Source organism: Gilvimarinus japonicus (assembly GCF_042847215.1).
Classification (GTDB): Bacteria; Pseudomonadota; Gammaproteobacteria; order Pseudomonadales; family Cellvibrionaceae; genus Gilvimarinus; species Gilvimarinus japonicus.
The window spans coordinates 3,421,998-3,444,036 of record NZ_AP031500.1 but is presented as its reverse complement, the minus strand read 5'-3'; the positions used below and the strand labels follow the sequence as shown (position 1 = coordinate 3,444,036).

Sequence of the window (22,039 nt, the reverse complement as noted above, 5' to 3'; positions counted from 1 at the left end):
TTCATCGTGTTTCAGCGTTGAAGACCAGCTAAGTTCACGAGCCTGTTCTAAAGTGCGCGACGCTCAGCACCCGTTAGAGTGAAAGCATTAACCCCAAGAATTGATTAAAAGTTGCCGCAGCTCCGGGAACCGTTTAGTTGCTGGGGGTGATTAGCTGAACGACTGCGTTAAGTATCTGACTGTTACGGCCATTTTTAATACCGCTGGGCAAATCAACGTTTATCGCCTTGAAAGCATTCCCTTGGAGCCCATGTTAGAGTGGTGTTTGATGTGTTTACCTGCGGGTGGGCATCTTCCTTTTTATACAACCACTTCCGGGACAGAGCACTATGGATACCCTCTACAAACCGTTTCAACAGCGGTCTTTCTGGCAGTTAGCGCCGCTGATGGCGCTGGTTTTATTACTCAGCGGCTGTGGCATCAATAATATTCCCACGTTTGATGAGAAGGTCACTGCCGCCTGGGCTCAGGTGGAAAACCAATACCAGCGTCGGGCCGATTTGATTCCCAATCTGGTAGAAACTGTTAAGGGTTTTGCGGCCCAGGAGCAGGAAACCTTAACGGCGGTGATTGAGGCTCGCTCTAAGGCGACGTCGATTCAGGTGGACGAAAGCATCCTTAATAACCCGCAGAAGCTAAAGCAGTTTCAGCAAGCGCAGGGTGAGCTTAGTAGCGCCTTGAGCCGTTTGATGGCGGTATCTGAGCGCTATCCGGACTTGAAGTCGAACCAGAACTTTCTGGCTTTGCAGTCTCAGCTTGAAGGCACTGAGAATCGTATTGCCGTGGCACGTCGGGATTTTATTCAGGCGGTGGAGCGTTACAACACCGAGCTGCGCACCTTTCCGGGAAAAATCTGGCACAGCATTCTGTACAGCGACTTAGAGCGGCGCGCTAACTTTGAAGCCACCACGGAAAATGCGGATGAAGCGCCCGCGGTGGAGTTCTAATGGTTTTATTGTTGCGCAAAAACCTGTTGCTGGGGTTACTGTTGTTGCTGCCGGCTATGGCTTGGGCTCAGTCGGCACCGGAGTTTCCTGAACTGACCGGCCGGGTGGTAGACCGGGCCCAGATGCTCTCGCCAGAGGTGGAAGCCCGCCTTAGTCAGATGCTTCAGGCCCACGAACAGGCCAGCACTGAGCAGGTGGTCGTAGTTACCTTGGCTAACCTTCAGGGGTACCCAATAGAAGATTACGGCTATCAGTTGGGGCGGCACTGGGGAATCGGCCAAAAGGATAAGGACAACGGCGCTCTGCTGATTGTGGCCAAAGAGGAACGCAAAATCCGTATTGAGGTGGGATATGGTCTTGAAGGCCGACTCACCGACGCGCAATCATCGGTCATTATCGATAGCGTGATCACTCCGGCGTTTCGCCAGGGTGATTTTCAGGCCGGCATCGTCAAGGGCACCGCCGCAATGGTTAAGGTTCTGGGAGGCGAGCCTATGGCGATGCCTCGGGGGCAGCCAACCCGTGCGGCTCAGGAAAAGCCCAATGTTATTGTGGCCGCGCTGTTTCTTATTGTGATATCCGTGTTGTTGCTTTTTGGTGGCCGTGGCGGGCGTGGTGGCACGGCGTTGATAGGCGCGGCCTTGCTCGGTGCCGCCATGGGTGGTGGCCGTGGGGGCGGCGGCTTCGGTGGCGGAGGTTTTAGCGGCGGCGGGGGCGGCTTTGGCGGAGGCGGTGCCTCTGGCGGCTGGTAACTCTGCATGGGTATTCGCGCGCGCTAAACCCCTCATCTGAAATAAGAGCCAAACAATTATGACATTACTCAGTAAAAATGATCAGCAAGCCGTTACCGCTGCCATCAGCGCGGTGGAGCGAGAGACTGACGCCGAGTTGGTGACCGTGCTGACCGCGCAGTCCGACAACTACAGCTATATCCCCTTGCTTTGGGCCGGCATTCTGGCGCTGCTGGTGCCGGGCATTGCTAATTACGTTGGCAGTTGGTTGGGGGCTGACACGCTGCTGCTGGTGCAGTGGGGGACTTTTATCCTGCTCAGTTTGCTATTTCGCCTCCCCGGTATCAATACCCGCTTGATTCCTCAGCAGGTGCGTTACTGGCGTGCCTCCAATCTGGCGCGACGTCAGTTTCTGGAGCAAAACCTGCACCACACCAAAGGTGCCACAGGTGTGCTGATCTTCGTCTCGGAGGCCGAGCGCTATGTGGAGATTTTGGTGGATCAAGGCATTGCCGATGTTCTGGACAACGCCGTATGGGAAGGCATCGTGGCTGATTTTACCGCGAAAGTGCGCCAAGGTCAGACTCGGCAAGGGTTTCTGGATTGCATCGCCGCCTGCGGCAGGCTTTTGCAAGAGCACGTGCCCGCCACCCACGAGCGCAATGAATTGCCCAATCACTTAGTGATTTTGCCGTAATGTTCGCGCCGGTTTATGGTTGGGTAGGTAGCTCAACCTTTGCTGGTTGACGCGGGGTGGATGTATTTAAGCAATAAAAAAGGCCGAGCCCCCAAGGGGGTCGGCCTTTTTTGTATATGGTGCCCAGGAGAGGACTTGAACCTCCACGGCCGTGAGGCCACTAGCACCTGAAGCTAGCGTGTCTACCAATTTCACCACCTGGGCAGATGGTTAGCGGTGTTTTACGCCCGATTGACTTGCTGTCCAATTCCGCTTGGGCATTGCATCTGACGTAGGCCAAAAGCTAAGGACGCGCATATTAGTGGGCGGCTGTTGGCTTGTCAACGCTTGGATGAAGAAAATCACGATTTTGTATATCGCTTGTTCAAGCCGATGTTTTTACGTGGGTTTTTGGTAGTAACACGATAGGTTTGTGTAATTTGAGTTATTATATTATATTTATAGTTATCAAACTCGACGTACACTGCCAGAGTACGTAAACCTAATAAAATAGATAAGAGGTAGATATGAATAAGATCTTTGCGAGTGTTGCGCTCGCCTCTATGGTTGTTGCCTCTCAGGCCGCAAGCGCCTTGACGGTGGGGTTTTCTCAGGTTGGCTCTGAAAGTGGCTGGCGCACGACCTTCTCGGAGTCTGTTAAAGCCGAAGCCGAACGCCGCGGAATCGATCTCAAGTTCTCGGACGCCCAGCAAAAGCAAGAAAACCAAATCAAAGCCATTCGCAGTTTTATCGCTCAAGGTGTGGATGCGATTGTTGTCGCCCCTGTGGTTGAGACTGGTTGGCGGCCGGTGCTGATGGAGGCCGCTCGCTCGCGCATTCCAGTGGTGATTGTCGACCGCAATGTGGATGTGGGCAATAGTCGCTTGTATGTGACTCGAATTGCCCCGGACTTTGTCGATGAAGGGCGCAAGGCGGCGGGCTGGCTGATGGACGCCACCGGTGGCGATTGCGACATTGTTGAGTTGCAGGGCACGGTAGGCTCAAGTGCCGCGATTGGCCGCATGGAAGGGTTTAATGAGGTGCTGGCTGAGTACCCGAATGCGCAGATTGTTCGCTCGCAAACCGCTGAATTTACTCGCTCGAAGGGTAAAGAGGTGATGGAAAGTATTTTAAAAGCTGAGGGCGGCGGTAAAAATTTATGCGCGCTTTGGACTCACAACGATGAGATGGCGCTGGGCGCTATTCAGGCCATTAAAGAGGCGGGGCTGCAGCCGGGCAAAGACATTTTAGTGGTGTCGGTGGATGCAGTAGACGATATTTTTACCGCGCTTAAAGCTGGTGATGTAAATGCGACTGTGGAGATGAGTCCACACTTAGGTGGCCCGGCGTTTGATGTGATTGATGAATACTTAAAAGGTAAGCGCGATTTTGAAAAATGGATCGTGATGGACGGCGAGGTTTTTACGCAACAAAATTACCAGGCCGAATACAACAAGCGCATGGGTGCCGAGTAGGCGCTGCAATTAATAATAATGATGGTGCTGTTTGTGTTCGGCCCAAGCCCTAGGGTGTTGGTCGCGCGATCAGCCAGTCGACGAGTCAGATTATGAGTCAAGAAGAAGCAGTGTTAACGCTTCGCGGATTGGTAAAAACCTTCCCGGGCGTCAAAGCGCTCGACGGCGTAGATTTTACTTTGCGTCGTGGCGAGATCCACGCGTTACTGGGCGAGAACGGCGCGGGAAAATCTACCTTAATTAAGGTGATGACCGGCGTCTACACCCGCGATGGGGGCGATATTACGCTTGATGGTGACGCGATATTTCCGGCTAATACCGGCGATGCCCAGGATCTGGGGATTAGCACCGTATACCAAGAGGTGAACTTGCTGCCGAACTTATCGGTGGCACAGAATTTATATCTGGGTCGTGAGCCAAAACGGTTTGGCTTAATCGACTGGCGCCGTATGAACCGCGAGGCGCGCGAGCTACTGTTGGAATACAAACTCGATTTGGATGTGAGTGCGCCGTTAACCGATTATTCGGTAGCGATTCAGCAGTTGATTGCGATTGCCCGCGGTGTGTCTATGTCGGCCAAGGTGCTAATTTTAGATGAGCCTACCGCTAGTTTAGATGCCGACGAAGTTCGATCTCTGTTTGAGATTATGCGTTCGCTTAAGGCTCAGGGCATCGGTATTGTGTTTGTGACACATTTTCTCGATCAAGTTTATGCCGTGTGTGATCGCATCACTGTTTTGCGCAATGGTGCATTGGTGGGCGAGTATAAAACAGCAACCCTAACGCAAAATAAGCTCGTTAGTCATATGCTGGGTAAGGATTTGGAAAAAGCGGTGCATCAAAAGCGGGTCGACAATGAAGATCACGCTGGCGAAACACTGTTGAAGCTCGATCAGTTTGGCGGTGACGATTTACAGCCACTCGATTTGTCGGTGCGTGCCGGTCAAGTGGTTGGTTTGGCCGGTTTGCTGGGTTCCGGCCGAACGGAATTATGCAAGCTGGTGTTTGGGGTCGACTCAGCCAGCACTGGCACTATGACACTGAGACAGCAAAGCACACGCTTTAAACATACCCGCCAAGCGGTTATGGCCGGGCTGGGCTTGTGCCCGGAAGATCGTAAGCGCGACGGTATTTTTGGCCCTATGTCGATTCGCGAGAATATGATAATGGTGCTGCAAAACAAGCGTGGCTGGTGGCGTTATATCCCCCGTAGCAAGCAGCGTGAGCTGGCCGAGCACTATGTGCAAGCGCTTAATATTGCCACCAGTGATATCGAAAAACCCATCAACCAGTTAAGTGGCGGCAATCAGCAAAAGGTTATTTTGGCGCGCTGGCTTGCCTCTGAACCGCAGCTGTTGTTGCTGGATGAACCCACCCGCGGTATTGACGTAGGTGCCCACGCCGAGATTATTCAATTGATCCGCAAGCTGTGCGATCAAGGCCTTGGTTTGTTGGTCGCCTCGTCAGAGCTGGATGAGTTAGTCGACTTTGCCGATAAAGTGGTGGTGTTGCGCGATCGGCGCAAAGTGGCCGAAGTGGCGGGTAACGATATCTCGCAGCAAACGATTATGCAGGCCATCGCCGGCCAATAAGTTAGGTTTTATCATGAGTTATGCAAATTTATCACCCGAGGTGCGGCGCTTTATTTGGCCCATCGCAGGGTTAGTGTTGTTGTTGCTGGTCAATGTATTGATCTCGCCTGAATTTTTCCAGCTAGAGGTAAAAGACGGCCGTTTGTACGGCAGCGTAATCGATGTGCTTAATCGTGCGGCGCCGGTGGCGCTGCTGGCGATTGGCATGACCTTGGTGATCGCCACTGGCGGTATCGACTTATCGGTTGGTTCGGTAATGGCCATTGCCGGTGCAGTTAGCGCGAGTTTAATTGTCAGTGGTGTCGATAATATCGCGCTGATCATTGGCGGCGGTTTGTTGGCGGGTGTCGCAGCGGGTTTTGTCAATGGCTTTTTAGTGGGCTACTTTGGTATTCAGCCGATCGTTGCCACCTTGATTTTAATGGTGGCAGGGCGGGGCATTGCGCAGCTTATTAACGCCGGCCAAATTGTGACTTTCCATCACGATGCATTTGCTTTTTTAGGGGTGGGTTACTTTTTGGGTCTGCCTTTTCCTATTGTGCTTGTCATTATAACGTTCGTGTTAGTGCAGCTTTTGATGCGCCGCACCGCACTTGGTTTGTTTGTCGAGGGGGTTGGCGCTAACGCCAGCGCCAGCCATTATATAGGCATTAACGATAAACTGATTAAGTTAATGGTGTACTGCATCTCGGGCCTGTGCGCTGCAGTGGCCGGCATGATTGCCGCAGCGGATATCGGCGGTAGCGACGCTAATAACGCGGGCCTATGGTTGGAGTTGGATGCAATTCTTGCCGTGGTGATTGGTGGCGCTTCACTGATGGGTGGGCGATTTTCTATATTTTTGTCGATTATCGGCGCGCTGATCATTCAAACGTTAACCATTACTATTATTTTAAGTGGTGTTCCGCCTAAGTTTAATCTTCTGATTAAGGCGGCCGCTATTATCATCATTTTGTTGTTGCAATCACCTGAGTTTCACCGCCAGGTTGCACGTTTTCGCAAGTGGCGGGGTGCGTAATGTTTAACCGTAAATTTTTACCCTTATATGTTACTTGTTCGCTGTTTGCACTGTTGTTTTTAGCCGGCTCCGTCCAATTTGAGAATTTTGGTACGCTGCGGGTTTTTATGAACTTGTTTACCGATAACGCGTTCTTGATTATTACGGCCGTCGGTATGACGTTTGTGATTTTGTCGGGCGGCATTGACTTGTCGGTCGGCTCCACCATTGCTTTAAGCGGCGTCATTATCAGTGTGTTGTTGCAGGCCGGTTGGCATCCGCTACCGGCGTTTGCCGTGGTGTTGGTTCTGGGAACCGTGTTTGGTGCTGTGATGGGGGCAATTATTCACTACTATAAGTTGCAGCCTTTTATTGTCACCTTGGCGGGGATGTTTTTTGCGCGCGGCTTGAGCTCGGTTATCAGTGAAGAGTCTGTGCCTATCATGCACGAGTTTTACGACAGCGTCGCCATGTTTGCCTTTGAGTTGCCGGGCGGGGCTTGGCTGGGTAGCTCTACCATTATTGCGTTATTGGTGGTGGTGCTGGCAATTGTGCTGGCGAATTTTACTCGCTTTGGTGGCCGGGTGTATGGCTTGGGGGGCGATGCCCACTCAGCGGCCCTGATGGGCATTAATATTGCGCGCACGACTATTAGCGTTTATGCCCTTAGCTCGTTCTTGGCGGCTCTTGCCGGTATCGTATTTAGTTTTTATACCTTCTCGGGTTACTCGTTAGCGGCGGTCGGGGTTGAACTGGACGCGATTGCGGCCGTGGTGATCGGCGGCACCCTGCTAACCGGTGGTTATGGCTATGTTATCGGCACCCTGTTTGGGGTACTTATTATGGGTGTGGTGCAAACTTATATCTCGTTTGACGGTACCTTAAGCAGCTGGTGGACGAAAATTGTGATTGGCCTGCTGTTGTTTATCTTTATCGCTTTGCAGCGCTTTTTGGTGCGTCGCCGGCGTTAATGTTGCTTACACTTGAGTGAACCCGCCGATGGCGTATGCTAAGGTATCCTTAGTGTTAGCAATAATAGGGTGCTGGTTATGAGGCTTGCTGTCAGCGGGGGCTTGCTTGTTGCTCTGGCGAATCGGCTATTTAGCGTTTGGCTCAAGAGCGCGACCTGGCTGTTGGCTTGTTTGGTTTGGACCCCTCCCTTGCAAGCCGTTGACGCTGAGCCTCGGTTAACCACAACGAGCCGGGCAGCTGACACTGATGCCGGGATTCGCTCAGATAAAGATACCACCGTGCTGCGAGTTCGGTACCCTCATAATAACTCTCCCGATCCCGCTTATGCCCACCGCCTGGAATATGTCGAGGCGGTGCTCGATCTTGTTTTGTCACACTCGGGGCAACCTTATACGTTGCTGCCGGTGCCCACCCAAACGGTCACTGATAATCGCAACAGCCGAAACCTGCTATCGGGGTATTACGATGTGAACTGGTTGCACACTAATCGTCAGCGGGAGGCGGCCTTGCAGTCCGTGCGAATCCCGTTGTTTAAAGGTGTTACCGGTTGGCGTGTTCTATTAATCCATAGTAATGACCAAGCGCGCTTTAGCGCAATTGATCATCTTGAGCAGTTAAAGGCTTTGCGCGCCGGTCAAGGTCATGATTGGCCGGACACGCCTTTGTTGGCGTCTCACAGTTTTTCGATGCAAACATCGGTCAGCCGCAATAGTTTGATCAGTATGTTGGCCGGTCAGCGTATCGATTATTTTCCGCGCTCGGTGGTTGAGGTATTTGATGAGCTGGAAATGTATCAACACGAGAACATTGCGTTGGAGCAAGCTTTGGCGCTGGTGTATCCCACTGCACAGTATTTCTTTGTGGCGCCAGACAATCAACGCTTAGCCGATGTACTTAAGTCAGGGCTTGAAGCGACTATTGCCAGTGGCGATTTTACTGACTTGTTTAACCGCTTTTACGGTGATGCGATAGCCCGTGCGCACCTATCCAACCGCCACGTTTTTAGGCTGACTAATCCGCTGTTGCCCAAAGAAACGCCGCTCGACCGACCAGAGCTGTGGCTGCGCTTCCCACGGGCCGAGTAGCCGTGATTTTTAATGGCTTTGCCCGCGTTATAGGATTGTTTTTGCTCGCGCGTTCGTACTGAATGTGACTTTTACCTGCGCTTTTTGTTGCCTGCTTCGTGATGCGTTTGGTCAAAGCGTTGGCGCTAAGGTTTAACCATAGCGGGTAGGATGGTATTCTTTTAGCGCGCCGATCGCGGCAGCTCGGCGCACCCTTCACCTTCAGTGTGTTCACCCCTAACTTAAGTAGGCACCCCTTTGTACGATCAGTATCAAGCCATCATCTTTGATATGGATGGCACCTTAATCGATAGTGGCCAGCTGCACGAAGTCGCTTGGACGGAAACCCTCAACAAGTTTGCGATTCCCATCGATAGGCCGCTAATGCGCTCGTTGGCGGGCGTGCCAACCAAAGGCACCATCGAAATTTTGCTCAAACATTTTGACTGCAAGGTCGAGGCATCGTTGGATGTCATGAACGACTTTAAAGAGGCGGTGGTGCGCGAGAAGATTAACGATTACGTTAAGCCCACCGCATTGCTGCAGCTGGCTGAGCGCTATTACGGTAAAAAGCCCATGAGCGTGGGCACCGGTGCCTACACTGACGAGGCGAAGAGCATTATTGAGCAGTGCCAGATTAGCTACCTGATCGATCATGTGGTAGGGGCTGATTTAGTGGCTGCCCCTAAGCCCGCCCCCGATACCTTTTTGCGCTGCGCCGAGTTAATGGGGGTTGCCCCGGAGCACTGTGTGGTGTTTGAAGACGCCAAGCTGGGGTTAGAGGCTGCACGCCGCGCCGGTATGGCGGCCGTTGATGTGCTGGATGTGCTGGGTATTGAGAACGACTACTTTTTATAGTCCTAGACGCAGTGGCTAGCGCTTGGCGGTGAGGTTAATGGCTCACCCCAGCGCGGCCAAAATGTCCAGCGCCGTTACTACGCCTACCAGCACTCCTTGCTCGGTGAGGTAAATCACATCTGCTTGCTGCGCCAGCATCAGGCTGCGCACCGCTTCTATGCTGGTGTCGGCGTCGGCACTGACCGGATTGCTTCGCATAATCTGGTGCGCCGTGCAGTAAACCTGGGCGCGTCGCACCCATTGGGTTAACTCGTCGAGGTTCTCCACCTCGGTGCCCGTCGCACGTCTAAAGCTATCGTTTACCGCCTGAGCGCGGTAGGTCTCGTCGCTGTTAAGAAACCCCGCAATCTCACCGCTACTAAGCACGCCGACCAACTGATGGTCCGAGGCGATCACTGGCGCCTGGCTGACATTGTGGCGCGCCAAAAAGTGGCGTGCGCGATCGACTGACCAGCCTTCATAAATGCAGGTGACGTGGGGGCTCATGATAGAGCGCACGGGGGTGGTACCTAATGTGTCGGTCATTGTTGTCAAGGTGTCGTTGTTATTTTGGTCATGCGACATCTTAGCGCTAATCGATGTTTTTGACGACCTGTGTCAGCGCTGTCTTTTTTATTGTAATATAAAACTATTAAAATTTTTATGTTGGCAAGAATCATAATCTGAGGGCCTGTTGAGAGAGGTGGGAGCGCATTAGCCGAGGCATTTCGGGCTTAGTGAATACGCCCTGGCATTGCGAAAGCCTAAGTCGCCTCGGGTTCATCCTGTAAAAGTGTTTGACAAGGGTGGAAGTGATTAGGATAATATTATAATACAAAATAAAGATGCGCCCGAATTCCGTGCGCTTGGGATATGTCTTATGAGTTCTTATGCCTTGGGCCTGGATTACGGCTCAGATTCAGTCAGAGCACTGTTGGTCAACACCGCCACTGGTGAAGAGGTGGCCACCAGCGTTATTAATTACCCCCGCTGGGCTAAAGGCCTTTACTGCGAGCCGGCGGCAGATCAGTTCCGTCAGCACCCGCTGGATTACCTAGAGAGCCTAGAGCAGGTGTTGGCTGGGCTGTGGCAGCGCGCACCAAAGGGTGCGGCGCAGGCCGTGGTGGGAGTCAGCTTTGATACCACAGGGTCTACCCCGATTGCGGTAGATACCGAGGGCACGGCCCTGGCGTTAAAGCCGGCGTTTGCCGACAACCCCAACGCAATGTTTGTTCTTTGGAAGGATCACACTGCTGTGCGCGAGGCTGCCGAGATTACCGCGGCCGCTGAGCAGGCCCCCGAGAACTACCTAAAGTACGAGGGCGGTATTTACTCGTCTGAGTGGTATTGGTCGAAGGCGCTGCACGTAATGCGCGCCGACAAAGCCGTCGCGGCTGCCGCCTATATGTGGGTTGAGCACTGCGATTGGATGTCGGCCATATTAACCGGCACCACTCACCCGGATGTGTTCCGCATGGGCCGTTGTGCGGCAGGCCATAAAGTTATGTGGCACGAGAGCTGGGGCGGCTACCCACCCAACGATTTTTTTACCGGCATCGACCCGCTATTAGACGGTTTATGCGAGCGCCTGCCGAGCGAAACCTTTTGCGCCGATGAGCGCGTTGGCGGCTTAACCGCTGAATGGGCCGAGCGTTTGGGGTTGCCCGAGGGCATCGCCGTGGGCTTTAGCGCGTTTGATTGCCACATGGGCGCGGTAGCGGCCAATGTGCAGCCCGGCGTACTCACCAAAATTATGGGTACCTCCACCTGCGATATCACCATTGCCAGCCAAGCGGCTATTGGCGATAACTGCGTGCGCGGTATTTGCGGCCAAGTGGACGGTTCGGTCATTCCCGGCATGGTGGGGTTAGAGGCGGGGCAATCGGCCTTTGGTGACTTATACGCTTGGTTTAAACGCTTAGTGAATGGCCCGGCGATTCAGGTTATCAAGCAATCTGAGCATTTAGACGCGGCCACCCGCGAGCGGTTATTGGCCGAGCTAGAAGATAAAAGCTTAATCGCCATGAGCGCGGCCGCAGCAAAATTAGCGCCAGGTACCAGTGGTGTTACCGCACTCGATTGGGTTAACGGCCGGCGCACGCCGGATGCTGATCAAACCGTATCGGGCGCGATTACCGGCTTAAAAATGGGCAGCACCAGTGCCGAAGTGTTTCGCGCACTGGTCGAGGCTACTGCCTTTGGTGCCCGCGCCATTATCGAGCGCTTTCGCGCTGAAGGCGTTGCCGTCGACAGCGTGGTGGCCATTGGCGGTATCTCGAAAAAGTCCGACTTTGTCATGCAAACCTGCGCCGATGTTTGGAATTGCCCCATCGATGTTCTGGAAAGTGAGCAAAGCTGCGCGCTGGGTGCCGCGATTTTTGCCGCGACAGTCGGCGGAGCTCATCCGGATGTTGCCAGTGCGCAACAAGCTATGGGCTCCAGCGTGAGCCAAACCTATCAACCCAACGAGCAAGCGGCGGCGATTTTTGATGAGCTGTACAAGCAGTATCAAGCGCTAGGCCAATACGTGGAGGCGGCAAAATCGTGAGCAAATATCTCGAATTAAAACGTCAGGCGTTTGAAGCCAACATGGAACTAAACGCACGCGGCTTAGTGGTTTACACCTGGGGTAACGTATCGCAAATTGATCGCGCCGAAGGTGTTATTGCCATTAAACCCAGCGGCGTGGCTTACGCTGATATGCAGGTTGACGACATTGTTGTGGTGGATCTGGACAATAACATTGTTGAAGGCGCGATGCGGCCCTCGTCGGACACCCGCACTCATACCCATCTGTATCGACACTTCGACGCCATTGGCGGTGTGACTCATACCCACTCGACGTACGCCACCGCGTGGGCACAGGCGCAAGAGTCGATTCCGTGCCTCGGCACCACTCACGCGGACTACGCCTATGGCGCTATTCCCTGCACAGCGGTAATGAGCGATGCACAAATTGCGCGCGATTACGAAGAAGAAACCGGTGTGCAGATTACCGATTGCTACAAAGATCGCAACCCGGTGGAATCACCCATGGTGATTATTGCCGGCCACGCGCCCTTTACCTGGGGCAAAGATGCGGCGCAATCGGTTTCCCATGCCGTCATCTTAGAAGAAATCGCCAAGATGGCTTACCTGACTCGCACCCTTAAGCGCGATGTAGCGCCGCTTAAACAAGGCATTATCGATAAACACTATTTGCGCAAGCACGGCAAAAACGCTTACTACGGCCAGAGCTAAAGCTCGGCCACGACCCCAATAAAAGAGAGGCTATTATGAAAGTATACGGCGATAAAAAAGTATGGTTTGTGACCGGCTCGCAGCATTTGTACGGGCCGGCAATGCTTAAAGAAGTGGCTGACAACAGCGCAAAAATTGCCGAGGGGTTAACGGCCTCGGATGCGCTCTCGGCAGAAATTGTCAGCAAAGGTGTGGTCACGACCCCTGAAGAGATCTTGGATGTATGCCAAGCGGCCAACTCAGATAAAAACTGTGTGGGTTTGATTTTGTGGATGCACACGTTCTCGCCCGCCAAAATGTGGATTGCCGGTTTGTCAGCGTTAAGCAAACCCTATATGCATTTGCACACCCAGTTTGGCGCCGAGCTGCCTTGGGCAGACATCAATATGCACTATATGAACCTTAACCAAAGTGCCCACGGTGATCGGGAGTTTGGTTACATTGGTACCCGCTTGCGTCAGGAGCGCAAAGTCGTGGTGGGCCACTGGCAGCGAGAGAGCGTACAGCAGCAAGTTGATAACTGGGTACGCGCCGCCATGGGTTGGCACGAATCGCACACCCTAAAGGTGGCACGCTTTGGCGATAACATGCGGCAAGTCGCGGTAACCGAAGGCGATAAAGTCTCGGCACAAATTCAGTTCGGTTACGAGGTGCATGCGTTTGGTTTAGGTGATTTGTCGGCCGCGTGCGACAAAATTACCGATTCTGAGATTGCCAGCCAGCTTGAGTTATACAAGCAAGAATACACGATTGATGCCGCCGTATTTGACGATGCCCACCAGCTAGAAATGCTGCAAAACGAAGCGCGCTTAGAGCTGGGAATGGAGCGCTTTATGGAGGCCGGTAACTTTAAAGCCTTTACTAATTGCTTTGAAAACCTCACCGGTTTGTCTGGCCTGCCGGGCTTGGCAACGCAGCGCTTGATGAGCAAAGGCTACGGCTACGGTGGTGAGGGCGATTGGAAAACCGCCGCCATGAACCGCATCGTTAAAGTGATGAGCAAAGGCCGCACCGGTGGCACCTCGTTTATGGAAGATTACACCTACCACTTTGGCGCGACCGATCAAGTGCTGGGGGCGCATATGCTAGAAATTTGCCCCAGCATTACCGACGCGAAACCAGAGGTTGTCGTGGCGCCGCACACCATTGGTATTAAGAAAGACATTGCGCGCTTACTGTTTACCGGTGCCAGCGGTCCGGCGCTTAATATATCAACCATCGATATGGGCACGCGCTTTCGTATTATTGTGAACGAAGTAGAAACGGTAGCGCCGCCGGCCGATTTGCCTAATTTACCTGTTGCTAAAGCCCTGTGGGAACCTAAGCCAAGCTTAGAGGTTGCCGGCGCAGCCTGGATTCACGCCGGGGGTGCGCACCACAGTGTCTACACTCAGGGCATCACCACCGAGCAAGTCATTGATTTTGCCGAGATGGCGGGTGTCGAGTTGGTGGTGATTGACGAGAACACCAACATTCGCGAGTTTAAACAAGAGCTGCGCCACAATGCGGTGTTCTACCATTTAAGTCAGGGCATCTAAGCGTTTCGCGTTTAATGCTTGGCGCCGGTGTAACGCCGGCGCGGCTGAGGCCGTCAGTTTAATGTTAAGCCACCTGTAAGTCATAATCCTACGGGTGGGGCCGCTATAAACGAGGTGCTTTAGTGGCTCGCCCTACGGCAAAGGCCTTTTGGGACTTTGTCTTCAAGTAATCGTAACATTGATGACAACAAACTAGCCTAAGGGGACGCGAGCGGCAATAATGTTCGCTTAAGTCAAAGCTTAATCGCTAAGTGCAATAATAACGTTTGATGCCGGAGTAGCCTCCGGCCACGACAGGCAGATAATAATGAAGACAGAAAAGCTATCGGTACTGGAGAAAGTTGGTTTTGGTGCAGGGGATATGGCGGTAAACGTCATGATCGCGGCCATGTTCTACTTTATGCAGTACTTCTATACCGACATCTTCGGTCTTAAGCCTGCCCACGTGGGGATGCTATTTTTAGCGGCCCGCTTTGTCGACGCCTTTAGCGACCCCTTTATGGGGTTGTTAACCGATAAGTACAAGTCCCGTTGGGGGCGGTTTCGCCCGTACTTTTTGTACTTAGCCATTCCTTATGGCTTTTCGGTGTTCTTGCTGTTTACCACGCCCGACTTTAGCTACAACGCCAAGCTGGTGTGGGCCTACGTTACCTATTTGTTTGCCACCTTAATGTTTACCGGCGTGGCCATTCCCTATATCTCGTACATCGGGGTGCTAACGTCCGAGCCGCAAGAGCGGTTATCGGCCAATGGCTATCGGATGTTTTTTGCCAAGATCGCCAACGTGGTTATCGTCGCGTCGGTGCCAAAATTGGCCATCATGTGGGGCGATGGCAACCCGGCACAAGGTTATCAGGCGGCGATGGGCTTGATGTCGTTTCTGGGCGTGCTGTTGCTGCTTATGTGCTTTTTTACCACTCGCGAGCGGGTTGAGCATGTGGTGGATAAAAAGTCGTTGCGCGAGCAGGCCAAATACCTACTTAAAAATGACCAGTGGCTGGTGCTTAGCGCTTGTTGCGTGTTAGGCACGCTGGGTTACGCTCTGCGCGGCGGCGTTGCTTTTTATTACGGAATTTATTTTTTGGGCGGCGATGAGGCCTTGGCCGGTAATTTTACCGCCGCCGGTATTGCCGCCTCTATTGCCTCAATGGTCGCCTCCACCTGGATTACCAAGCGCTTTTGTAAAGTACAGCTGTTTCGCTGGTCACAGATTTTGGTGTTTGTGTTAAGTGTACTGATGTATTTTGCGGTCGATCCCGGCGATATCGTTTTGGCGTTTGGCTTGTATATTTTATTGTCGTTTGTGGTCGACTTGCATGCGCCGGTGTTTTGGTCGGCCATTGCCGAAGCGGTTGACTACGGCGAGGCGAAAACCGGTAAAAGAGTATCTGGCCTCTCGTTTGGAGGGATTTCATTCTGCCAAAAAGCCGGCTCCGGTTTGGCCGGTTACGTTACCGGCATGCTGCTAACCTACTATGGGTATCAGGCTGGTGAAGTACAAAGCGATTTTACCATGAATGGCTTGGCATTGATGTTGACCGTTATTCCCGGCGTATTTCACGCCTTGATGGGGCTGGTAATGTTTAAGTACCGCATTACCGATCGTTTTTATAACGAGCTAAAAGCGCGCGGCGAAATTGCCGGCGAACAAGCGCCCGACCACACAACAGAAACACCATTATAGCGGCCTGCTGGTGCGTTATAGGTTTGTTTTAATATTATTGGAGAGACACGTGAGCGTATTAACCCCTTTGATCGAGCAACGCGCCGATCCGTATATTCACAAGCATACCGACGGTTACTATTATTTTACCGCTTCGGTGCCCGCTTACGATGGAATCGAGCTGCGCCGTGCCACCACGATTGCCGGATTGGCAGCTGCCGAAACCGTGATGGTTTGGACTAAGCCCGACACCGGCCCCTATAGCGATTTGATTTGGGCCCCCGAGATTCATTTTAATGAGGGTGCTTGGTACGTTTATTTTGCCGCTGCGCCCTCGCGAGAAATTAAAGACGACTTGTTTCAACATCGTATGTATGCGATCTCGACGAAGGCGGATAACCCGTTAACTGGCGACTGGGCCTTTGAGGGCCAAATCGACACCGGCATGGACACCTTTTGTTTAGATGCCACCACCTTTAATCACAAGGGGGTGTTGTACTATTTGTGGGCACAAAAAGAAGAGGGTATTCGCGGCAACTCAAACCTCTATATTGCCCCCATGAAAACACCGGTCGAGATCGACGGCAAACCAGTGCGCTTAACCATCCCCGAGTACGATTGGGAAACCATCGGCTTTTGGGTTAACGAAGGCCCGGCTGTTGTTAAACACGGTGGCCGTTTGTTTATCACCTATTCGGCCAGCGCAACCGATGAAAATTACGCGATGGGTCTGCTGTGGGCGGACGAATCGTCTGACTTATTAGACCCGGCCAGTTGGAATAAATCAAAAACCCCGGTGCTGACCAGCAGCCCCGGTTACAATATTTTTGGCCCCGGCCACAACAGCTTTACCCAATCGGAAGATGGCCAAACCGATATGTTGGTTTACCATGCCCGTACCTACACCGAAATTGAAGGTGACCCGCTGTGGGACCCTAATCGCCATACTTTTGTTAAGCCGCTAAAGTGGGGTGACGATGGTATGCCGGTATTTGGTGATGCGGCATTGGATGATTAACTGTTTATGGCCCGCAACTGCGGGCCTTTTTTTACGCACGCAATAACCGCCTGTCATTGATATTGAGATTCCCCATGAAATTGTCCGCATTATTGCTTGGCGCTGCGCTGAGCATGGCCACAGTCACGCCCGCTCTAGCCGTTGAATATTTTCCGCTGCAGGATGTTCGCCTAACGGAAGGCCCCTTTAAACACGCGCAAGAGAAAAACCTGCAATACGTACTGGCGATGCAGCCCGATCGGTTGTTAGCGCCTTATTTAATAGAGGCGGGGCTTGAGCCCAAGGCCGATAATTACGGCAACTGGGAAGATACCGGCCTTAATGGCCATATCGGCGGTCACTACCTAACCGCGTTAAGCCTTGCCTACGCCGCCACTGGCAACGCGGAAGTGTTGCGACGGCTTAACTATATGCTCGATGAGCTAGCGCGGGCGCAACAAGCCAATGGCAACGGTTATTTGGGCGGTGTACCCAAAGGTGACAAGCTTTGGCACGAGATCGCCAAAGGCGATATTCGCGCCGACTTGTTCGCGCTTAACGGCTATTGGGTGCCTTGGTATAATTTACACAAAGTATTTGCCGGCCTGCGCGATGCTTATAGTTACACCGGCAGCGAGCAGGCCAAAACCATGCTGCTAGCCTGGGCCGATTGGGCGGCTAACCTGGTGGACGATTTAACCGATGAGCAAATTCAAATTATGCTCACCACCGAATACGGCGGCATGAACGAAACCTTTGCCGATGTCTACGCCATTACACACGATAAACGCTATTTAACGCTAGCCGAGCAGTTTTCTCACGAGACTATTTTGCAACCGCTGGAAAACCACCGAGACCAGCTCACCGGTTTGCACGCTAATACCCAGATTCCTAAAGTGATTGGCTTTGAACGAGTTGCAGAGGAGGGAGGCTTAGCGAGCTGGCACGAGGCTGCCGAATATTTTTGGCATACCGTTGTACGCGAGCGCAGCGTGGCGATAGGCGGTAACAGTGTGCGTGAACACTTTCATGCCAAAGACGATTTCGAGCCGATGGTAACCGAGGTCGAAGGCCCGGAAACCTGCAATACCTATAACATGCTTAAACTCACCAAGTTGTTGTACGGTCGCGATGACAAGCTCGAATATGTTAACTACTACGAGCGGGCACTCTACAATCATATCTTGTCGTCGCAAGATCCAGATACAGGCGGCTTAGTGTATTTTACTCCCATGCGGCCTAATCATTATCGTATGTACTCGCAGCCGCAAGAGGCTATGTGGTGCTGCGTGGGTTCAGGTATCGAGAATCATATGAAGTACGGCGAGTTTATATACGCCCACGAAGGCGATGCGCTGTACGTCAATTTGTTTATTGCCTCGACTTTGCAGTGGCCAGAAAAATCACTGGCGTTAACCCAAGTAACTCGCTTCCCCGACGAGTCTTCGACCAAGCTAACGTTTAACAAATCGGCAGATATTACGTTAAAGCTGCGCTACCCGGAGTGGGCCGCTAAAGATCAAGCTGTGGTAAAAATTAATGGTAAACCCGTACCAGTGAAGGCCGCACCAGGGCAGTACATCAGCTTGCAGCGCGAGTGGCAAAAAGACGACGTAGTGATCCTTGAGCTGCCCATGCAAACGCACCTAGAGGCGTTGCCGGATGGCTCGGATTACTACGCCATTTTATATGGCCCTATTGTGCTCTCGGCCGCAACCAAGCCTTTTAAAGATGAAGTGCTTAACTACTATTCCGATGCCAGCCGTATGGGACATATTGCTAGTGGCGAGATGTGTCCGATTGAGCAAGCGCCTATGCTGGTGGCTAACAGCACCGAGTTTGCCGATAAAATTAAGCGCCTTGACGGCGATACGCTGCGCTTTGAAGCCGCCGGGATTATTCAGCCAAAAGCCTATAAAGACCTTGAATTGATTCCGTTTTTTCGTGTGCATCAGTCGCGCTATATGTTGTATTGGCCCTATAGCACGCCCGATAATTTAGCCGCGAAGCGCGCGGCCGGCGCCGAAAAAGAAGCCGTTATGCTAGCGCTTGAAGCGCGCACGGTTGATAAAGTCGCGCCCGGGGAGCAACAGCCCGAGTCCGATCACTTTTTTAAAGCGGGTAACAGTGAAGCCGGCGTTAACGCTGGCCGCCATTGGCGCCACGCTTACGACTGGTTTAGCTACCAGTTGAACGATCCGGACGCGCAGGCAAAGGTGTTGCGCATTACCTATTTTGGTGGCGATCAAGGCCGTCGTTTTAGTATTTTGTTGAACGGTGAGACCATTGCCAATGTGGCACTTAGCAACGAGCAAGGCCCGGTGTTTTACACTGTGGATTACCCGCTACCAGAGACGGTACTCGCCCAGGTCCAAGACGGCAAGCACGAGCTAAAATTTGTCGCCGCTGAGGGCTCTATTGCCGGTGGTATTTATGGTGTTCGTTTATTAAAAGAGAACCGGAGTAATTGAACTTGTTCGATTGCCCGCTTGAGTTATAATGTTTTCGAAGAGGCTTAAGGATGAACTATTTTCATTGCCTCACTTTGGTTTTTTGATCTGAAGGGCTGGACGGGAATGCTATCGTGTTAGAGTTTTCTAAAATAAGAAGTTGCAGTAAGTTTGATGTGTTTACTTTTGCGGTGGCATTTTTTTCTTTGGTGGTTTTCTTAGTTGCAGTGGTTGACTTTTCTTCGTCATTGTTTTGGCGTCACGATTCAGTTTATTATTTATCCTCTTATGGATATAAAGTCCCACAGGAAGGTCGGTGGATTAACTATATATTTTTTCATGTAATAAAATTAATCCCTCCCTTGTTGGCTTTATTTTCTAGCTACTCTCTTCTGTTCTTATTCTTTTTTACAGCTATAAAACGATATACGAATAATGCACCGTATTCGTTTCTAGTTGGAGTTGTGGTGATTAGCACTCCTTTGTGGTTTGCACAGTTTGAGTGGCCTGTGACTACCTTGCCTGCATTGTTGATTTTAGCATTAATTCCATTTTTTTATACGAGGCTTCCAGGCTTTGTATTTTTCCCATTAGCATCTGTATTGTTTTTCGGAACATTTAGCTCGTTTTATTTTTTTATACCACTGTTGTTTTTAAATTGTCCAACTAAAAAACACTGTATTAATAAATTGTTTTTCTGGGCTTTTAGTTTTCCTGTCGGGTATTTGGTCGCAAACTGTGCAGTTTTTGTCGTCAAAGGTCATTGGATTGAGGTTGCTGATTGGAGAAATCCTCATCCGGTGGCTTCGTGGCCTCAGCTTGTTGAAAACATAATGCACAATGTTTTTCGGATGATGAAACATTTGAACATGATGTTTGAAGTCACGAGTAAAGCTCTACTATTACCTATGATGGTTTTTTCGGTTTTGTTTTTTGAAAATCGCTTGGCTCGAGTGATGCTGTTCGTATCTTCAGCTGCAGCACTGTACATAACGACGATTCCCATAGGAATTCAAATTTCACCGAGGACGGCAGTGGTTTTCTGGGTTCCTTTATTGCTTTTAGTGCTAGTTGTACGGTTTAGAAGTAGGTGGCAATCAGTAGTTTATCCGATGTTGGCTGCAGTTTTTTTTGGCCTGCTCATGATGTCTTCAATTGAGCATATCTCATGGTACAAAGCTTTAACTGGACGAATGGTATCGCAAATCGAACAGGCTTTAGGACCTGTTGATCAAAGGACAGCCGGAGTTAAGTTCTACGTAGATAAGACTTCTTGGGACCTTTGGTTAGAGCATGTGGCACGTGAGGAGTCTGTTAATTCCGTTTTTTCAGAAAAAATATCTGGTTATTATTATTGGCAAAGTTTACTAGTCTCCTTAGGCTATGAGGATGTTAAAGTTCTGGAATCCTCTGAAAGAAAAGATTGCTCGACTCTTGTAGGTCAACATTCAGATAATCCTTTTGTGGTGCAGGGTGCGAATGAAAATGTGGTTACAATTCGCTTCTGCTACTTGGGCGGTGAGACGCTTTAATTTAGAACCGTTTAATATTCGCCAGCATTTTTTTACCTATCGCGACAAAAGCCTCGTGCTCTTCGGGGGTTAAACCGTGGAGGTATTGCGCCTCTACCTCCTGCTCTGCTGCGCGAATTTTTCCTAGCAGAGCAATTCCTTTCCTGGTGAGTGACAGTATTTGGCTGCGTCCGTCCTCTGGGTGAGGGCGGCGGTCGATAAGCCGTTGGGCCTCTAGTTCTTTAACGAGCCGGGTGATCTGCCCTTTGTCCCGACCGCTAACGGCGCACAAACGATTGGCGGTGCAGGGTTCTTTTTCGGCTTGTATCAGGTGCAAGGCCCGCACATGCATACCGCCCAAAGAGACGCCAAACTCTTGCGCCGCGCGCTTGCAGTTCACTTTAATATGGAACGCTAGTTGCCATAATGTGTCGTGTATATCGGATGCTTGGCTCATAAATTGGTTGACTTTATCAACTTTAGGTAATATGGTTGATATTGTCTACTATATTTCTGTCTGCTACAAGTTGTTTGCCACAAGGGGAACCCTTATGTCTCGACCTGCTCTGCGGTTGCTGCGTGTCATACGTGCCTACTCTGTCACTCCCCATATGCGTCGCATCGTGCTGGGGGGCGAGGGGTTAACGGGGTTTCCTGACGGTCATGAAAGCGCCAACTTTAAACTGCTGCTGCCTCCGGCTGATGGCGGGCCGTTAAACCTTGATGACCTCCGCGCTACCGATCGTGCCACTCGCCCTATTGTGCGCACCTACACCGTGCGTTATTACGACGCCGAGCGGCAAGAGGTGGCCGTCGACTTTATGATGCATCGCAATCATGGGCCGGCCTCAGGCTGGGCTGCTCAAGCGTCGCCAGGTGATGAGGTGGGATTTGCCGGGCCGGGACAGCCCAAGTTTGTGAATGCCGAGGCTGACTGGTTTTTCTTCGCTGGTGATATGTCGGCACTGCCTGCCATTGGTGCAAATATCGAACGCTTGCCTCCGGCGGCGAAAGGCCATGCCGTGCTTGAAGTATTGAGCGAAGAAGATCGCCAAGAGTTGACGTTCCCTAAGGGAATAAAGGTTACCTGGGTAATTAACCCCGAGCCGGAGCGGTCTAACACGTTATTGTTGGATGCGGTGAAACGCCAGCCGTGGTTAAGCGGTCAGCCTTCGGTTTGGGCGGCTGGTGAAGGGCAAACGGCCCGCGCGTTGCGCCACTATTTTAAGCGGGAGCGGCAGGTCGAAAAGCACAACCTTTACACCAGTGGTTATTGGCAAATCGGCATGACGGAAGATGTTCATCAAATTGCAAAACGTAAAGAGTAAGCGCTTTGTTGGCACGGATCA

General features: G+C 51.8%; 19 protein-coding genes and 1 tRNA gene. 17 read left to right on the top strand and 3 right to left on the bottom strand.

Going from position 1 to position 22,039, the window contains the following annotated elements:
• Nucleotides 1–329 precede the first annotated feature (329 nt).
• From ACGHAD_RS14575 to ACGHAD_RS14565, 3 genes are read left to right on the top strand one after another with little or no spacing between them, the layout of a single operon-like run.
• Nucleotides 330–947: a LemA family protein gene (locus ACGHAD_RS14575; protein WP_339615727.1), complete on the top strand. Its 618-nt coding sequence runs from the start codon at nucleotides 330–332 to the stop codon at nucleotides 945–947.
• The gene (locus ACGHAD_RS14570; RefSeq protein ID WP_339615728.1) at nucleotides 947–1,699 is read left to right on the top strand and encodes a TPM domain-containing protein; all 753 of its coding nucleotides are present in this window, start codon (nucleotides 947–949) and stop codon (nucleotides 1,697–1,699) included. The genes ACGHAD_RS14575 and ACGHAD_RS14570 overlap by 1 nt, the downstream gene beginning before the upstream one ends.
• A gap of 58 nt (nucleotides 1,700–1,757) precedes the next feature.
• Nucleotides 1,758–2,375, top strand: coding sequence for a TPM domain-containing protein (locus tag ACGHAD_RS14565; RefSeq protein WP_382417844.1), 618 nt, complete (start codon nucleotides 1,758–1,760; stop codon nucleotides 2,373–2,375).
• A gap of 117 nt (nucleotides 2,376–2,492) precedes the next feature.
• On the opposite strand, the gene ACGHAD_RS14560 is transcribed toward ACGHAD_RS14565, so the two are convergent.
• Nucleotides 2,493–2,579, bottom strand: a tRNA-Leu gene (locus tag ACGHAD_RS14560).
• A 302-nt stretch (nucleotides 2,580–2,881) separates the two neighbouring features.
• Between ACGHAD_RS14560 and ACGHAD_RS14555 the strand changes: the two genes are divergently transcribed.
• The 6 genes from ACGHAD_RS14555 (at nucleotide 2,882) to ACGHAD_RS14530 (ending at nucleotide 9,312) form a co-directional block, all read left to right on the top strand.
• Entirely contained in the window at nucleotides 2,882–3,829 is a 948-nt protein-coding gene (locus tag ACGHAD_RS14555; RefSeq protein WP_339615730.1) for an ABC transporter substrate-binding protein, read from the top strand.
• 92 nt (nucleotides 3,830–3,921) lie between these two features.
• Entirely contained in the window at nucleotides 3,922–5,421 is a 1,500-nt protein-coding gene (locus ACGHAD_RS14550; protein ID WP_382417846.1) for a sugar ABC transporter ATP-binding protein, read from the top strand.
• A gap of 13 nt (nucleotides 5,422–5,434) precedes the next feature.
• Nucleotides 5,435–6,439: an ABC transporter permease gene (locus ACGHAD_RS14545; protein ID WP_382417848.1), complete on the top strand. Its 1,005-nt coding sequence runs from the start codon at nucleotides 5,435–5,437 to the stop codon at nucleotides 6,437–6,439.
• Nucleotides 6,439–7,389, top strand: a complete 951-nt coding sequence (gene yjfF, locus ACGHAD_RS14540) for a galactofuranose ABC transporter, permease protein YjfF (protein WP_382417850.1) — start codon at nucleotides 6,439–6,441, stop codon at nucleotides 7,387–7,389. Before ACGHAD_RS14545 ends, yjfF begins: the two co-directional genes overlap by 1 nt.
• Nucleotides 7,390–7,578: 189 nt before the next feature.
• Nucleotides 7,579–8,475, top strand: coding sequence for a diguanylate cyclase (locus ACGHAD_RS14535; protein ID WP_382417852.1), 897 nt, complete (start codon nucleotides 7,579–7,581; stop codon nucleotides 8,473–8,475).
• A 237-nt stretch (nucleotides 8,476–8,712) separates the two neighbouring features.
• The gene (locus ACGHAD_RS14530) at nucleotides 8,713–9,312 is read left to right on the top strand and encodes an HAD-IA family hydrolase (protein ID WP_382417854.1); all 600 of its coding nucleotides are present in this window, start codon (nucleotides 8,713–8,715) and stop codon (nucleotides 9,310–9,312) included.
• 42 nt (nucleotides 9,313–9,354) lie between these two features.
• Here the strand turns inward: ACGHAD_RS14530 and ACGHAD_RS14525 are convergent, their stop codons facing one another.
• Entirely contained in the window at nucleotides 9,355–9,876 is a 522-nt protein-coding gene (locus ACGHAD_RS14525; protein ID WP_382417856.1) for an HPP family protein, read from the bottom strand.
• A 295-nt stretch (nucleotides 9,877–10,171) separates the two neighbouring features.
• On the opposite strand from ACGHAD_RS14525, the gene ACGHAD_RS14520 reads away from it, so the two are divergent.
• The 7 genes from ACGHAD_RS14520 to ACGHAD_RS14490 all read left to right on the top strand — a co-directional run bounded on the left by ACGHAD_RS14520 (nucleotide 10,172) and on the right by ACGHAD_RS14490 (nucleotide 20,711).
• Nucleotides 10,172–11,839 (top strand): ribulokinase, encoded by a 1,668-nt coding sequence (locus tag ACGHAD_RS14520; RefSeq protein WP_382417858.1) that lies wholly within the window; start codon nucleotides 10,172–10,174, stop codon nucleotides 11,837–11,839.
• A complete protein-coding gene (gene araD, locus ACGHAD_RS14515) occupies nucleotides 11,836–12,531 on the top strand; it encodes an L-ribulose-5-phosphate 4-epimerase AraD (RefSeq protein WP_339615738.1) in 696 nt (231 codons plus the stop codon). Before ACGHAD_RS14520 ends, araD begins: the two co-directional genes overlap by 4 nt.
• Before the next feature lie 35 nt (nucleotides 12,532–12,566).
• A complete protein-coding gene (gene araA, locus ACGHAD_RS14510; protein WP_339615740.1) occupies nucleotides 12,567–14,069 on the top strand; it encodes an L-arabinose isomerase in 1,503 nt (500 codons plus the stop codon).
• A gap of 307 nt (nucleotides 14,070–14,376) precedes the next feature.
• Nucleotides 14,377–15,753, top strand: coding sequence for an MFS transporter (locus tag ACGHAD_RS14505; protein ID WP_339615741.1), 1,377 nt, complete (start codon nucleotides 14,377–14,379; stop codon nucleotides 15,751–15,753).
• A gap of 49 nt (nucleotides 15,754–15,802) precedes the next feature.
• Nucleotides 15,803–16,750, top strand: coding sequence for a family 43 glycosylhydrolase (locus ACGHAD_RS14500; protein ID WP_382417861.1), 948 nt, complete (start codon nucleotides 15,803–15,805; stop codon nucleotides 16,748–16,750).
• A 74-nt stretch (nucleotides 16,751–16,824) separates the two neighbouring features.
• Nucleotides 16,825–19,200 (top strand): beta-L-arabinofuranosidase domain-containing protein, encoded by a 2,376-nt coding sequence (locus tag ACGHAD_RS14495; protein WP_382417863.1) that lies wholly within the window; start codon nucleotides 16,825–16,827, stop codon nucleotides 19,198–19,200.
• Nucleotides 19,201–19,313: 113 nt separating this feature from the next.
• Nucleotides 19,314–20,711: a hypothetical protein gene (locus ACGHAD_RS14490; protein WP_382417865.1), complete on the top strand. Its 1,398-nt coding sequence runs from the start codon at nucleotides 19,314–19,316 to the stop codon at nucleotides 20,709–20,711.
• A 1-nt stretch (nucleotide 20,712) separates the two neighbouring features.
• Here the strand turns inward: ACGHAD_RS14490 and ACGHAD_RS14485 are convergent, their stop codons facing one another.
• A complete protein-coding gene (locus ACGHAD_RS14485; protein ID WP_382417866.1) occupies nucleotides 20,713–21,147 on the bottom strand; it encodes a MarR family winged helix-turn-helix transcriptional regulator in 435 nt (144 codons plus the stop codon).
• A 94-nt stretch (nucleotides 21,148–21,241) separates the two neighbouring features.
• Between ACGHAD_RS14485 and ACGHAD_RS14480 the strand changes: the two genes are divergently transcribed.
• Entirely contained in the window at nucleotides 21,242–22,018 is a 777-nt protein-coding gene (locus ACGHAD_RS14480; RefSeq protein WP_382417868.1) for a siderophore-interacting protein, read from the top strand.
• Nucleotides 22,019–22,039: the final 21 nt, after the last annotated feature.

Coding starts and splice junctions, on each gene's coding strand:
- yjfF (WP_382417850.1), top strand. CDS start 6,439: ATGTTTAACCGTAAATTTTTACCCTTATATGTTACTTGTTCGCTGTTT.
- ACGHAD_RS14555 (WP_339615730.1), top strand. CDS start 2,882: ATGAATAAGATCTTTGCGAGTGTTGCGCTCGCCTCTATGGTTGTTGCC.
- ACGHAD_RS14480 (WP_382417868.1), top strand. CDS start 21,242: ATGTCTCGACCTGCTCTGCGGTTGCTGCGTGTCATACGTGCCTACTCT.
- ACGHAD_RS14575 (WP_339615727.1), top strand. CDS start 330: ATGGATACCCTCTACAAACCGTTTCAACAGCGGTCTTTCTGGCAGTTA.
- ACGHAD_RS14545 (WP_382417848.1), top strand. CDS start 5,435: ATGAGTTATGCAAATTTATCACCCGAGGTGCGGCGCTTTATTTGGCCC.
- ACGHAD_RS14565 (WP_382417844.1), top strand. CDS start 1,758: ATGACATTACTCAGTAAAAATGATCAGCAAGCCGTTACCGCTGCCATC.
- ACGHAD_RS14520 (WP_382417858.1), top strand. CDS start 10,172: ATGAGTTCTTATGCCTTGGGCCTGGATTACGGCTCAGATTCAGTCAGA.
- ACGHAD_RS14550 (WP_382417846.1), top strand. CDS start 3,922: ATGAGTCAAGAAGAAGCAGTGTTAACGCTTCGCGGATTGGTAAAAACC.
- ACGHAD_RS14525 (WP_382417856.1), bottom strand. CDS start 9,876: ATGTCGCATGACCAAAATAACAACGACACCTTGACAACAATGACCGAC.
- ACGHAD_RS14495 (WP_382417863.1), top strand. CDS start 16,825: ATGAAATTGTCCGCATTATTGCTTGGCGCTGCGCTGAGCATGGCCACA.
- ACGHAD_RS14570 (WP_339615728.1), top strand. CDS start 947: ATGGTTTTATTGTTGCGCAAAAACCTGTTGCTGGGGTTACTGTTGTTG.
- araA (WP_339615740.1), top strand. CDS start 12,567: ATGAAAGTATACGGCGATAAAAAAGTATGGTTTGTGACCGGCTCGCAG.
- ACGHAD_RS14505 (WP_339615741.1), top strand. CDS start 14,377: ATGAAGACAGAAAAGCTATCGGTACTGGAGAAAGTTGGTTTTGGTGCA.
- ACGHAD_RS14485 (WP_382417866.1), bottom strand. CDS start 21,147: ATGAGCCAAGCATCCGATATACACGACACATTATGGCAACTAGCGTTC.